Raw genomic sequence first — 13,554 nt, forward strand, 5'->3', positions numbered from 1 at the left:
ACCAAGGGTGTTGTCACGTTAACTCGCCGAATTTGCAAGTTGGCAAGCTGTTCGTTGATCAAGCGGCCTGTGCCGCGGATTTCCACGCCTCGAATGCTTCGAGCCGATGGTAGCGGATGGTGAGCGCAGAGCGGCGGCGGGCTGGGACAGAGAAACTATTGCGGGTTGCAGACTTCATAGATACGAAGCGTTGTAATCCACCCGGCGATCGGAAGCCTTGCATCACCCGCTCTCGTTTTCGGAAGGGCAAGTGGCTGTTTTCTGCGCGGTTATTGAGTCCCTTGTGTGACCAATGATCAAGGCCAGGCGCGACCTCGCGCTTTGCGGCACCATAGGAGCGCAGCTTGTCCGTAATGATCCTTTTTGGCACGAAGCCCCAACGTTTCATCAGCTTGACCAAAAGCCGCTTTGCGGCGCGCTTGTCTCGTCTCGATTGGAGAATTTCCTCAAGAACAAAGCCGTGTTGGTCGACCGCGCGCCAGAGCCAGTATGACCGACCCGCGATCTTCACAACGACTTCGTCCAGATGCCAGACATCGCCGGGGCGCGGCTGCCGTCGCTGTAGAACGTGGGCGATCAGGGGGCCGAACTTGACGCTCCAGCGCCGGATTGTCTCATACGAAACGTCGACGCCACGTTCCAGCATCAGCTCTTCGACCTCGCGCAGGCTCAAGTTGAACCGGACGTAAAGCCAGACAATATGAGCGATGATCTGAGGCGGAAACCGGTGGCGTTTGTAGCTGATCTTTTGTGTCTGCATCGACACCGCCTACGCCCAGATCAATGAACCAGCAACCTCAGGACCGTTAATGTGACAACACCTCTTCTTCCTTCTCTCAATTGCTAAGCGTTCAACTAAGTCATCCGCATTTGGTTTCAATTTCCAGCGCTGGAAGGTTGGAGGCCGCGGTTGCGATTGAAATGTTCAATGAAGAAAAAAGCTTCTATTGGCCTTCCTGCTACGAACGCGGACTTCGTCGCGTTATTCTCGCAGCGGGATGGCTTCACAAACGACATTGTATCCGTTTGTAAAGTTGACCAACCGGGAGATGCAGCCATAGAGGTGCTTCGGATTTCGATCTCGGGACAAGGGTGGAAGCGAGCCAAAAGATGATGCGAACCACGTTGCGCCTATTCTTCCTTCTCATGGCTTGCCTTTGGGCCTCCATGGGCTTTGCTGCATCGAGCGATACCTACGAGAATTCAACAATCACGGCCCGGCTCATCTCCGTTGAAAATGGGGTCGCGGAAACCTCCAGAACCCTTTCCCTTGGCCTGGATGTCGAGCTGGCCGAGGGCTGGAAAGCCTATTGGCGTTCGCCCGGCGAGGTGGGTCTGCCGCCTGAAATTTCATGGGATGGATCGGAAAATCTGGTGAGCGCACAGATGCTCTGGCCCGCGCCTGAGCGCTTCACGGCATTCGGCATCGAGAATTTTGGCTACAAGACCCGTGTCGTCCTGCCCATTCAGGCAGTTCTCGAAACTGCGGGCCAGTCCGCAACATTGCAGGCGCGTGTTTCATTGCTGGCGTGCTCGACTGTCTGTGTGCCGCATGATTTCGATCTCGCACTGACAATTCCGGCGGGCACCGGGATTGACGCGAAGGCGGCGGGCCTGATTTCGGAGTATGCCCAGCGGGTGCCGCTTGGTCCCGAAGAGAGCGACATCATTGTCGAAACGGCGGTGATCGCGGATGATGCGCTTTATGTGACGGCGCGCAGTGCGAATGCCTTTGTGAAGCCGGATATCTTTCCGGAACTGGGGCCGGAATTCACCTTTGGCAAACCGGACATCCGAACCGATGATGCGGGAACAGCCCTTTGGGCCAAGCTGCCTCTTCTCGCGCAAGGGGAGGATCCGCCGCCCCTGCAACTGACTTTGACCGATGGATCACGCGCGGTGACAGCGCAGCCCGCTTGGTCAGACCGCATCCCGGGTGCACCATTCGAGGTTATGGCGAACCTGCCGGATCTGACGCAAATCCTGGCGATTGCGGCCTTTGCCTTTCTTGGCGGTCTGATCCTGAATGTCATGCCCTGTGTTCTGCCTGTCCTGTCCATCAAGCTGACATCGGTTCTCAATCATGGAAACAAGCCAGCGCACGAGGTCCGGAATGGGTTCCTGATGTCGGCGCTTGGCGTTCTGGTGTTCATGTGGGCCCTCGCCGCAATCATTCTGGTTCTGCAATCCGTCGGCGTCACCGTTGGATGGGGCCTGCAATTCCAAAGCCCTGTTTTCCTGACCGTCATGTTTCTGGTGCTTGCCGTGTTCTCTGCCAATCTGTTCGGGGTGTTCGAAGTTTCATTGCCCTCCGGGTTGCAGTCACGGCTGGCCAGATCAAGCGGTCGCGACGGGTATGGCGGAGATTTTGCAACAGGCGCCTTCGCGGCGGTGCTGGCCACGCCCTGCTCGGCCCCGTTTTTGGGGACAGCGGTTGCCTTTGCCCTGTCCGGGCGCCCGATTGATGTCATTCTCGTTTTCACGGCTCTGGGGCTTGGGCTCTCCCTGCCCTATCTGGTTCTGGCGGGGAAGCCTGGTCTGGTCCGGTTGTTGCCCAGGCCGGGACGTTGGATGGTTGTCGTCAAATGGGTGCTTGCCGGTCTTCTGGCCGGGACCGCGATCTGGCTGCTCTGGGTACTGATAGGGGTGGCGGGTGGCCGGGTGGCCATGACCGTGCTGCTTATGACGAGCCTTTTCATTCTTCTCGCAACAATACGTTTGCCGGGCAGATTGACGCGCCCGACAGCGCTGGTGGTGGTTGCTGTTCTCAGCCTTCTGGTGCCGACGGCGCTGACAATCCCGCCGCAGACGAGAGCGGTGGGCCAGGACTGGGTCGCGTTCGATCGCTCCGAGATACCGAAACTGGTGTCGCAGGGAAAAACCGTCTTTGTCGACGTGACCGCAGACTGGTGCCTGACGTGCAAGGCCAACAAGACGCTGGTGCTGGACCGTGCGCCCGTGGTCGACCAACTGCGGGGTGATAATGTCGTTGCGATGCGGGCAGACTGGACTAGGCCCAGCACTGACATTTCCCGGTATCTGGAAAGCCACAACAGGTTTGGCATCCCGTTCAACATCGTCTACGGGCCAAACGCGCCAGACGGGATCATCCTGTCCGAGGTTCTGACGTCCGAAGCCGTTCTCGACGCGCTGAGCAGGGCTGCACTTGGCGACCCTGTGACCGCTTTGAAAACGGATGGTTAGGCCTAAAAGAGGCCCATCGCACGCGCCGACATCCAGACGCCCATGAATATCATCATCAGGTTTTCGGTCAGGGACACGAAACCCAGCGGCACGTTTGAACCGCCGCCCACGCAGGCGCACTTGATCTCGCGCTTATCGATGTAGACGGCCTTGAAAACTGAAGCCGCTCCGACCGTACCGATGAACAGTGCAACAGGCGCGCTGATCCAGACCAAGGCACCGGCGACCATGAGAATACCGGCAAGTGCTTCGCCGAAGGGATAGACATAGCCATAGCGCACCCATTTCTGGGCAAGCAGATCGTAGTTCAGAAACATCGTGGAAAACGTCTCGACGTCCTGCAGTTTTTGAACAGCAAGAAAGCTCATCGAGATCGCGATGAACCACTCGAATGCCCGCAGCGTCAGGATCGAACCGTAAAACGCCCAACTGAGACCAAGCGCCATAAGGAATGCGACCGCGAATATCGCAATGACGGGTTGATAAGTCGTCTCGTCGTCATCCTTTACGTCCTGGCCGAAAAATTCCCTCAGCGCGTCATAGCCACCAATTCTTTCATTGCCGATAAAGGTCTGCGGAGTCGTTTCGACACCGTGTTCTTCCATGAAAGCATCCGTTTCCTCGCGGGTGTTCAGAGGCCGGTCCTCAATCGAATACCCCTCCCGCTCAAGCAGGTCCTTCGATTTTCAGCCCATAGGGACAAACATGCTCCTCCATCACCATTCGGTACAAAACCGCCGTCTTCGGGGTGGATTTTGCCTCTCTCGTCATGACGCGTTCCTTTAAATCCTTTAACCGTTGCAGGTCCAATACCCGGTAAATCCGACAGTCAGAGGCGTCTCTCCCGTCAATTCAAACAGCAGGGTGGCGTCTTCACCGTCCGCGTCACCCGGCGCCAGCGTGAATTGGCCACCATCGGCAGACAGGACGCCACCGGACGTCACTGTGTCTTGCGACGTGAAGTTGACCAGCGATCCGGATATCTTGGCGACGCCGTTCCCCGCCCCGTCCGTGACCAGAATGGGATCGGCGTTCACGGCGCGAATGAAACGGCATTGTCCGTCGGACCCCAGTGCGCGTGTTATTTCTTCGGCTTTGAGCGGTGCAGGACGGATTCCGGCAATCACCGGGGTTGCAATCGCTTCTTGAAGCCCCTCCATTTCAGCCGGACCGTCCGCTTCACCAAGTGGCCATTCAGGACCGGCTTCGCCATTTGCCTCAATGTCATCTATGAGGAAACGCATTTCGGAAATTTCGCGGTTTTGCGCCGTCACAATTTCCGAAGCCAGCGCCTCGACCCTTGGATCTGTCAGCTCGGCCCGTTCGCTTGTCATGATCGCAATGGAGTGGTGCGGAATCATCGCGCTCATCCAGCTTTCGTCCTGAATGGTCTCCTGGCTTCTCACGAGCCAGAGCGCGCCGGCGAACATCACGACAGACCCGAGAATGATCGCGGCGTTGACGCCCTTGTTCTTGTACATGTTCAACATGAAAAGGAGCATCACGGTCGCCATCGTCGCGCCCATGATGAACGTCATGTAAAATCGGGTTTCGCTCCAGTAGACATGTTCGAAGGAGTACGAGTTGATGTACATCAGGCCGAACATGATCGCAGTCGATGTGCCGACCATCGCCAGAAACCGGCCATAGGATGAACCTGAATGGCCTCCCGAATGTGCTGCACCTTCACTTGAACGGGTGTCGGACCCGCCACGAGATTTCCCGATCGCATCTTCAGACATCTGATCTCTCCATCATGGATTCTATTTGTGGAGGAACAACATTCCAGCGCTGGAGGGTTTCAAGACGATATATCGAAACGGCATGAAACCCCATAAATGTCTGGCCCAGGCATCGTGCGTTACGGGTCTTTGGCCAGATCTTTCAGGATTGGACAATCGGGGCGGTGATCGCCCTGGCAGGCGTCAACGAGGTGAGCCAGGGTCTCTCGCATCGACTTGAGCTGGGCGATTTTTTCGTCAACGGCGGCCAGATGCTCTTGAGCGACAGCCTTGACCTGTGCACTTTCCCGCGTCTCATCTTCATAGAGATCAAGCAGCGTGCGGCAGTCTTCGATCGAGAACCCGAACGTCCTGGCGCGACCGAGAAATGCGAGCTTGTGGATGTCGCTGTCGCGAAAGGCGCGATAGCCGTTGTCGCTGCGCAAAGGCCGGACAAGGCCGATGTCTTCGTAGTAGCGGATTGTCTTCGCTGGCAAACCCGCGCGTTCTGATACTTCTCCGATGTTCACACCTGTCTCCTATTCTGCGGGCTGCGTTGCGAATTTCGTCTCCGCGTCGTGGGGCGGATCCTGTTCCGACATCGTCGCCTTGATCCGTCGCAGCCGCAGCGCGTTGGTCAGAACCGACACGGAGGACAGCGCCATGGCCCCGGCGGCAAACACCGGCGACAGGAGCAATCCAAAGGCCGGGTAAAGCGCGCCCGCCGCCACAGGGATCAGCGCGACGTTATAGCCAAAGGCCCAGATAAGGTTCTGCCGTATGTTGCGCATGGTCTTGCGCGACACGTCGATGGCATTCACCACGCCGCGCAGGTCGCCCGACATCAACACCACGTCGGCGCTTTCGATTGCGACATCCGTGCCGGTTCCGATGGCGATGCCGACATCGGCATGGGCCAGCGCTGGCGCGTCGTTGATGCCGTCTCCGACAAAGGCGATCTTGCTGTTCCCTTGCCGCAATTCGTCCAGGGCGGCGACTTTTCCATCCGGCAACACCCCTGCAATGACATGGTCGATCCCGACCTCGCGGGCGATGGCATCTGCCGTGGCCTTCTTGTCTCCGGTGATCATCGCGACCTTGATCCCTCGATCATGCAGAGCTGCGATCACTTCGGCGCTGGAGGATTTGACCGGGTCTGCCACGGCAATCACGGCCGCCAGGGATCCGTCCACCGCAGCATAAAGCGCGGTGCGTCCCTTTTCGGCCAAGGCCCTTTCGCGGTCTTCCAGCGGGCTGGTGTCAATGCCCTGCTGCACCATGAAGCGATCCGCACCGACATGAACCTTGCGGCCCTGGACAAGCGCCTCGACACCGTAGCCGGTCACGGACCGGAATTCCGTCGCATCGGGCCAGGACAGGCCTTCGCTCTTTGCGGACTGCACAATGGCCTCTGCCACCGGGTGCTCAGACTGCGCCTCGACAGATGCGATGAGGGCGAGTGTCTCTGCCCGGTCAAAGCCGTCGGCCGTGATGAGGTCTGTCAAACTGGGTTGCCCTTGCGTGACCGTCCCGGTCTTGTCCAATGCGACAACGCCAACTTCATCCAGATGTTGCAGCGCATCTCCCTTGCGGAAGAACACCCCCATCTCAGCCGCGCGTCCTGTCCCCACCATGATCGAGGTGGGCGTGGCCAACCCCATGGCGCAGGGGCACGCAATGATCAGAACGGAGACACCCGCCACAAGCGCAAAGGTCAGAGCCGGATCGGGACCGACCAGCAGCCAGACAACCACAGTCGCAAGCGCCAGAACCAGAACGGCAGGCACGAACCACATGGTCACGCGATCCACTAGGCCTTGGATCGGCAGCTTGGCCCCCTGAGCATCTTCGACCATGCGGATAATCTGCGCCAGCGTGGTATCCGCCCCGACTCGCGTCGCCGTTATGGTCAGGCTCCCGGTGCCGTTCACCGTGCCGCCGGTCACCGGTTCGCCAGCAGCCTTTGGCACGGCGAGGGGTTCACCGGTGATCATGCTTTCATCGACGTTGCTTGATCCTTCTGTGACCTCGCCATCGACAGGCAGCCTTTCACCGGGACGCACGAGGATCTGATCGCCGATCCGCAGTTCCTTGATGTCAACCTCGGTCGCCTGCCCGTCACGCAGGACCCTGGCTGTCTTTGCCTGCAGACCAAGAAGGGCCTGAATGGCTGCACCGGTCTTGCCCTTGGCCCGCGCTTCAAGCCAGCGACCCAACAAGATCAGAACGACAATAACCGCCGCTGCTTCGAAATAGACGGCGCGCACACCGTCAGGCAGCACCTGAGGCAGGAAGGTCGCGACTACGGAATAAGTCCACGCCGCCCCGGTTCCCAGTGCGACAAGGCTGTTCATATCCGGGGCACGCTTGATCAACGCCGGAATGCCCTTCGCAAAGAACCCCCAACCCGGTCCGAAAAGAACCACCGTGGCAAGCGCGAATTGGATCAGCCATGACGTTTGAATGCCGATTGTGCTCTCAATCAGGCCCTCAAAGCCGGGTATGGTATGTTTTCCCATTTCCAGAACGAACACCGGCACGGTCAGGATCGCGGCAAGGATGACACGGCGCGCCAGCGCGTCGGCTTCTTCTGCCTTGCGGTCCGATCGGTCCTCGTGCGCATCGCTCTGCGCAATCTCGGCCGGGTACCCCGCCTCCGTACTGATCCGGGCAATCTTTTCCGGGGTGATGGCATCTGGCAGATACTCTACCACAGCCGTTTCGGTTGCCAGATTGACCGCCGCATTCAATACGCCGGGTGTCCGTACAAGCGCCTTTTCAACCCGACCGACACAGGACGCGCAGGACATGGCGTCTACGTTCAATGTTACGCGCCCCGTCCGTGCCGGGTATCCGGCGTTCGAGAGGGCCGTGACCGCCACGCCCGTGGTGGCCGGATTATCCATCTGAAATTGAGCCGTTTCGTTCACAAGGTTGACACTGACGTTCGAAAGGCCCGGAACCTCGTTCAAAGCCTTCTCAACCCTGCCCACACAAGACGCACAGTTCATGCCGGAAACGGATAGACGTATCGTATTGGGGTCGGTCATGAGGGCCTCCTCGGTTGAACTTACCCTGATATAGGGCTTCCAGTTGCTGGAAGCTCAAGAGAGTATCTAATTTTTTTTGATATTTGCTTGACCTTCCTCCCGATGGAACGACCAAGTCTGAGGTTGTACCAAAAATGGAGGCCTTCATGATTTTTTCCGTCCCGAAAATGAGCTGTGGACACTGCACATCCGCTATAGAAAGCGGCATCAAGGCAAAGGATCCATCAGCCGTTGTCACGGCCGATCTGGACCTTCGCCTTGTCACTGTCCAAAGCACATTGGAACAGGCGACCGTGCGGCAAGCCATCGCTGACGCTGGCTACGACGCTTCAGCCGCGTAGGATTGTCCTTATTCGGCGGCCCGTGCCTGATCGACAAGCTCGATCATCTGGTCCGCCTGGATCAGGCCCGGCGCAAGACTGTCGCCGATCACAAATGAAGGTGTGCCACTGAACCCCAGAGATTGCGCAAGCCGCATGGAAGTCTGTATGTGTTCTTCGATTTCCGGTCCGTTCATGTCGCGACGCAACTGTGCAACATCGAGGCCGATGTCTTCCGCAGTGCGGAGAATCGATGCTTCCTCTGCGCGTTCCTTCAGTTGCATCATGGCCCAATGAAACTCTTCATATTTGCCCTGGTTTCGGGACGCCAGCGCCGCGCGGGCGGCAAAAACCGACCCGTCCCCCAGAATGGGCCATTCCCGGTAAACGACCCTGACGTTGGGATCAGCAGCGAGCAGGGCCTCCATTTCAGGTTTAACCCGGCGGCAATAGGGGCAGTTGTAGTCGAAGAATTCGACAACCGTGACATCGCCATCCGGATTGCCCAGAACGGGCGCATTGGGATCATTTTCAAGCGTGGCTTTTTCCGTATCGAAAACCTGCGCTGCGGCTTGCGCCTGCAACGCCTGCTGTTGCTGTTCGAACAACTGCGCGGCCTCGAACACGATGCCCGGATTCTCGCGGATGGCTTCCAGCACCAGTTCCTTGATCCGGTCTTCGTCCATGCCGTCTGCAATCGCAGCGATCGGAAGCATTAACAGTGCGGTGGTAGCCAAGAATCTTTTCATTATCCGTCTCCTTGTGAGGCAATATCCTGGGCCGTGCGCTCGGCTTGCGTGGCGCGTTCACGCTCCGGCCATGTTGACTTGATGTATGCGAGGATGTCCCAGATTTCCCCGTCGCTCAGTTGGTCGCCGAAACCGGGCATGCCGCTGTTGAAGTCAACGCCTTGCGCCGCGAGAACCTCGGCGCCCCCCAGCTTGGTGTAGGCGAACAGCATGCTGTCCGCGTGGTGCCAAGTGTGGCCGCTTGCATCATGCGGCGGTGCGGGCAGGCTTCCGTCATCACGCGGACTGCGCCAGTTTTCTTCACCTTCCAGATTTGCGCCATGGCACGCGGCGCAATTTTCGGCATAGAGGACTTCGCCCGCGGCCACATCGGCTGAGGAGTTGATGAGGTTTTCCGCCGTATGGTCGGTTCCGCCGGACCGGGTCCACAGGAATATGGTAGCCACCGCAACGGTAACTACGCCCAACGCAAGATAGACGGATCGCGGGGTCATCCAACGACGATCTTGGTCATCATGCCCGAAGCCGCATGCGACAGCATGTGGCAATGTAGCAGCCATTGGCCCGGGTTGTCCGCCACAAAGGCAATCTCGCGCGTCTGACCCCGTTCAAGAAGGGTCGTGTCACGCAGCGGTCCGAGGGTGCCGTTTTCGGCGACCTCGTGGAAGTGAATGCCATGCAGGTGCATCGCGTGCGGAAACGCCGTGTCGTTCACGATCTTCAATCGTACATTCTGGCCGCGGTCCAGCCGCGCAAGGGGATCACCGTTGATCCCGTCCACTTTGCCGTTGAACGACCAGAAATACCCGGCCTCGACGATCTCGCCGATCGGCTTGAGTTCGCCCCCAAGGGAAGCGGACCTCATCCGCCCCATGGCACCGCCTTCCATACTCAGGCTGAGCATCGTGGCTTCACTCAAGTCGACCATCCTGTGGTCGTTCGGCGGCAAGGCCAAAGGCGCGTCTCGACGATTTTTCGAGCCCCACTCAACGACCTCGAATGTAACCTGGCTGAAGGCCTCTTCCCGGCCGAACTGAAGAATATGAGCCGTTTCACCAACATCCGCGACCACATCGACGATCAGGTCGATCCGTTGAGCCGGAGCGAGGATCATCGGCTCCGTCACCTTAATGGGTGCAGCCAGGGGCATGCCGTCCAAAGCAACCGCCCAACCGTCAAGGCCTTCCAGCCCCAGTTGGAAATTGCGCGCATTGGCAGCATTGATCAGCCGCAAGCGCAGTCTTTCGTTCTTGCGTGCACTCAGGCCCAGATTGAAGGTTCCATTGGTCGTCAGCAGGTTGCCGATGCGCCCTGCGTGGCTGAGATCATGAGGCGCTCCGAAGTCGTCTTTGATCTGCGCGGTTTCGGGGTCAATAAGCCAATCATCCAGGATCAGGACTTCCTCGCGATCAATGTCGAGAGGCTCGGCCTCTTCCACGATCAGTGCACCGTAAAGCCCTCTGCCCACCTGCTCAAACGACCTATTATGGGCATGGTACCAATAGGTCCCGGCATCCGGGACAGTAAAGTCATAGTCGAATGTTTCCTCCGGCTGGACCACATCCTGTGTCAGGCCGGAAACGCCATCCATCGCATTGTCGATGCGGATGCCGTGCCAATGCGTCGACGTTCCCTGAGAAAACCGGTTGACCAATCTGCGCTGGACACGCCCCCCCTGCGCCACGCGAATCTCCGGACCGGGTGAGCCGCCGTCAAAGCACCAAAGCGATGTCTTGCCATAGTTGCCGGGCAGCAGCTGCACGTCGCTTTGCTGGGCTGTCAGGGTCGCGAATGGCGTGCCCGCAAATCCAGTGCTGGCCGACAGACCACTGAACGCAGCAGATGTTGCCAGAAATTGGCGGCGATTGAGCGTGATCATTCGTGGGTTCCCAAGATTATGATTTGTTGTCCAGCAGGTAGGTGGCCATCGCATTCAGGTCTGCGTCGCTCAGAAAGCCCGTGCCATAGCGCACGACTTCGGCCATTGATCCACCAAATACGTCGCCAGACGGCGTTATGCCAGATCGCAATGCATAAGCCATATCGTCTGTTGTCCAGCCTTCGGACACAAGATCGCGCGTCCGGATCGAAGGTGCTTTGCCACCTCCCGGCAAGGCGTCGTTGCCGGAAAACCTCTTCGATACTATGCGTGCGCCTGCAAAGTTCCGCGTTGTGTGGCAGGCAGCACAATGTGCCGCCCCGTTGACCAGCAGCTTGCCCCTGTTCCAAGCATCGCTTCGGTCCGCCTCTGGTGCGGTGTCAGGCTTTGTCAGAAAAGCCGCCCGCCAAAGTTTCATCCCCCATCGCTGATCGAACGGAAAAGGCACCTCATGGGACGGGGTCGGCACATTCACGGCTGGCACGGTCTGGAACGCGGCCCACAGATCGGCAATGTCCTGATCCGTGTAATTTGCATAAAACGGGTAGGTGAAGGTGGGATAATAGGGGTCTCCGTCCGGGGAAATTCCCTGCCTTACCGGGAGTGCAAACTCTTCTACTGTCCAGCCGCCAATCCCGAATTCGACATCGGTGGTCAGATTTGGCGGATAGAATGTCCCGAAATCGGTCCGGAGCGGCGCTCCTCCTGCCAATGGCGCCCCGCCAGCTTCAAAGTTGGTGTGGCACGCAATGCATCCACTGGCGCGCGCCAGATACGACCCCCGCTGGGCATCGCCTTGCAGGGTCAGGTCCGAGACTGGCGCACCGATCGGCCAGGCTATCGTTGCCGCGACAACGCCGATGCCGCCGACGACCCCCGCACCGATGATCCAACGCCACCACCGCATCTGATCACTTGTCCTCTTTGCGGAACTTCTGGTGGCAGGCCGAACAGGTCTGGGCGACCATCGCGAACGCACGGTCGGTCGGCATGTCCGCAAACATCTCGGTCGTCATGGGAAGGTCCGATCCCATCATGCCCCCTCCCATTGCAGGCGCGGACCCGCCACCCATCATCCCGTCAGTGGCGCCGCCCATCATTGATTCGCTACCGTTGCCCTGTGCTGCGGCCAACCCATTGCCTGCGCTCAACTTCAATCCTTCGGCGGCTGTTCTCAACTCTTGCGCAAGGGCCGCGAACTCTTCGCTGTTTTCCCAGACCGACGGCAACGCCTTGGACACTCCGCCACCCGAGCCTTCAGGAAACAGTCGCGTCATTTGCTCACCGGCATGGCCGATCATCGCGCCAGCTTCCCTGCGGACGACATCGGCGTCATAAGGTACCTGACCCCGCATCATGGGTGATAGCGTCTTGAGTGTTTTGGCCATCGCGGACATGCCCTGCATCCGCTCCAGCACCACGCCGGTTGCTCCGGAATGCGCCAAGGCAGCAACGCCGGTCGTCCCGATCGCAATGGCAGTAATCCATATCTTCATGTTCAAGTTGGTCATTCCTGTCAATTGATCCCGTTGGCGCGCTGAAGTTCCCGCACATATGCAACAACCATCTTCACATCGCCGGGCGTGACGCCTTCAACTGGCGGCATATTGCCAAACTTCCAATGGTGCGCTCTGACACCTTGTTTCGCGGCAAGCAAAAAAGCGGCGTCACCGTGATGGCTCGGTTCATAGATCTTGTGGACAAGCGGCGGTGCCACGCCATTCTGTCCGGCAGCATTCGCACCGTGACAAGCGGCGCAAGCGCCATCGAAAACACGCTTTCCCAATTGGGCATTTGCTGAGAATTCAGCAGGCACAACCACGTCTGCAATCGGCGCGCCCTCTTCCGTCTGCGAAAGATCAGGCGTTGTCATTGTGTGGCCGGGCATCGAAGACGATGGCTGCAATTGCTGCCAGATCACAACCGCGCCACCGACGACAAAAAACGCCGCAATCAGGATGCCGGACTTCGACATCAGATTAATCGTACCTGCGTGCCGACCGGTGTCCTTTCGAACACCTCGATGATTTGCTCGTTGTAGAGACCGATACACCCGCTTGAAGAGCGTCTTCCGATCTTGCGCGTATCATGGGTGCCGTGAATCCTGTAGTACGTCCAACTCAGGTGCAGGGCACGGACGCCCAACGGGTTATCCGGCCCGGGCGGCATATAGGCTGGCAAAGACGGGTCACGTTCGCGCATGGAGGGTGTAGGGGTCCAGTCAGGTTCGGGGTCCTTGAACGTGACTGTCGTGTAGCCGCGCTTTGTCAGCTCGTCAGACAAGGGAACCGATGTCGGATAAATGCGCATTTCGCCATCGGCCGTCCAGTGTTGCATCACGCGGGTAACGGTGTCTGCGATGATGATACCCTTGTCCAAAGCGTCAAAGTGGTCTTGCCAAGCGTGTGTACGAAACGATGAGATATTCCTTCGGACACTGGTTTGATCCACCTGCGCACGCAGGATGGACGGGGCCGCGAAAGCTGCCGATGCGGCACCTGCCGTGAATGCTCGACGCGTTACACGTGTTTGCTTGCGGGTCATCATATGGCCTCATGTTGTTGTCTGCCTATCCACTAGACTACCCGCCTGGTCGCATTTCATGAACAGTCCGGGGCCTGATATTATGTA

At 58.6% G+C, this 13,554-nt stretch carries 13 protein-coding genes and 1 pseudogene; 2 read left to right on the forward strand and 12 right to left on the reverse strand.

The window, feature by feature from the left end; all coding sequences use genetic code 11:
• Positions 1-58: 58 nt before the first annotated feature.
• Positions 59-760: an IS6 family transposase gene (locus T8A63_RS21675; protein WP_065331824.1), complete on the reverse strand. Its 702-nt coding sequence runs from the start codon at positions 758-760 to the stop codon at positions 59-61.
• Positions 761-1,113: 353 nt separating this feature from the next.
• On the opposite strand from T8A63_RS21675, the gene T8A63_RS21680 reads away from it, so the two are divergent.
• The gene (locus T8A63_RS21680) at positions 1,114-3,204 is read left to right on the forward strand and encodes a protein-disulfide reductase DsbD family protein (RefSeq protein ID WP_081285562.1); all 2,091 of its coding nucleotides are present in this window, start codon (positions 1,114-1,116) and stop codon (positions 3,202-3,204) included.
• Between the two features lie 2 nt (positions 3,205-3,206).
• On the opposite strand, the pseudogene T8A63_RS21685 reads toward T8A63_RS21680, so the two are convergent.
• From T8A63_RS21685 to T8A63_RS21700, 4 genes and pseudogenes are all read right to left on the reverse strand, one after another.
• Positions 3,207-3,927: pseudogene (locus T8A63_RS21685) on the reverse strand (MauE/DoxX family redox-associated membrane protein).
• 68 nt (positions 3,928-3,995) lie between these two features.
• Positions 3,996-4,946, reverse strand: a complete 951-nt coding sequence (locus tag T8A63_RS21690; protein WP_050686576.1) for a DUF305 domain-containing protein — start codon at positions 4,944-4,946, stop codon at positions 3,996-3,998.
• A gap of 119 nt (positions 4,947-5,065) precedes the next feature.
• The gene (gene cueR, locus T8A63_RS21695; protein ID WP_005619161.1) at positions 5,066-5,455 is read right to left on the reverse strand and encodes a Cu(I)-responsive transcriptional regulator; all 390 of its coding nucleotides are present in this window, start codon (positions 5,453-5,455) and stop codon (positions 5,066-5,068) included.
• Positions 5,456-5,464: 9 nt separating this feature from the next.
• Positions 5,465-7,975: a heavy metal translocating P-type ATPase gene (locus tag T8A63_RS21700; RefSeq protein WP_043847201.1), complete on the reverse strand. Its 2,511-nt coding sequence runs from the start codon at positions 7,973-7,975 to the stop codon at positions 5,465-5,467.
• Positions 7,976-8,121: 146 nt separating this feature from the next.
• Between T8A63_RS21700 and T8A63_RS21705 the strand changes: the two genes are divergently transcribed.
• Positions 8,122-8,316, forward strand: a complete 195-nt coding sequence (locus tag T8A63_RS21705) for a heavy-metal-associated domain-containing protein (RefSeq protein WP_043847225.1) — start codon at positions 8,122-8,124, stop codon at positions 8,314-8,316.
• Between the two features lie 8 nt (positions 8,317-8,324).
• Here the strand turns inward: T8A63_RS21705 and T8A63_RS21710 are convergent, their stop codons facing one another.
• The 7 genes from T8A63_RS21710 to T8A63_RS21740 are packed head-to-tail and all read right to left on the reverse strand — an operon-like array spanning position 8,325 to position 13,470.
• The gene (locus tag T8A63_RS21710) at positions 8,325-9,044 is read right to left on the reverse strand and encodes a DsbA family protein (protein WP_050686574.1); all 720 of its coding nucleotides are present in this window, start codon (positions 9,042-9,044) and stop codon (positions 8,325-8,327) included.
• Positions 9,044-9,538 carry a c-type cytochrome gene (locus tag T8A63_RS21715; protein WP_005619169.1) on the reverse strand — a complete coding sequence of 165 codons (495 nt, stop codon included), beginning with the start codon at positions 9,536-9,538 and terminating at the stop codon, positions 9,044-9,046. Before T8A63_RS21715 ends, T8A63_RS21710 begins: the two co-directional genes overlap by 1 nt.
• Positions 9,535-10,923 (reverse strand): multicopper oxidase family protein, encoded by a 1,389-nt coding sequence (locus T8A63_RS21720; protein ID WP_050686572.1) that lies wholly within the window; start codon positions 10,921-10,923, stop codon positions 9,535-9,537. Before T8A63_RS21720 ends, T8A63_RS21715 begins: the two co-directional genes overlap by 4 nt.
• Positions 10,924-10,939: 16 nt before the next feature.
• Entirely contained in the window at positions 10,940-11,830 is an 891-nt protein-coding gene (locus tag T8A63_RS21725) for a cytochrome c (RefSeq protein ID WP_322346718.1), read from the reverse strand.
• A 4-nt stretch (positions 11,831-11,834) separates the two neighbouring features.
• Positions 11,835-12,434, reverse strand: a complete 600-nt coding sequence (locus T8A63_RS21730) for a c-type cytochrome (protein ID WP_009824484.1) — start codon at positions 12,432-12,434, stop codon at positions 11,835-11,837.
• Positions 12,435-12,439: 5 nt separating this feature from the next.
• The gene (locus T8A63_RS21735; protein ID WP_005619178.1) at positions 12,440-12,898 is read right to left on the reverse strand and encodes a c-type cytochrome; all 459 of its coding nucleotides are present in this window, start codon (positions 12,896-12,898) and stop codon (positions 12,440-12,442) included.
• A complete protein-coding gene (locus tag T8A63_RS21740) occupies positions 12,898-13,470 on the reverse strand; it encodes a L,D-transpeptidase (RefSeq protein ID WP_043847205.1) in 573 nt (190 codons plus the stop codon). The genes T8A63_RS21735 and T8A63_RS21740 overlap by 1 nt, the downstream gene beginning before the upstream one ends.
• Positions 13,471-13,554 lie beyond the last annotated feature (84 nt).

Origin of the sequence: Sulfitobacter sp. OXR-159 (assembly GCF_034377145.1) — a bacterium.
Classification (GTDB): domain Bacteria; phylum Pseudomonadota; class Alphaproteobacteria; order Rhodobacterales; family Rhodobacteraceae; genus Sulfitobacter.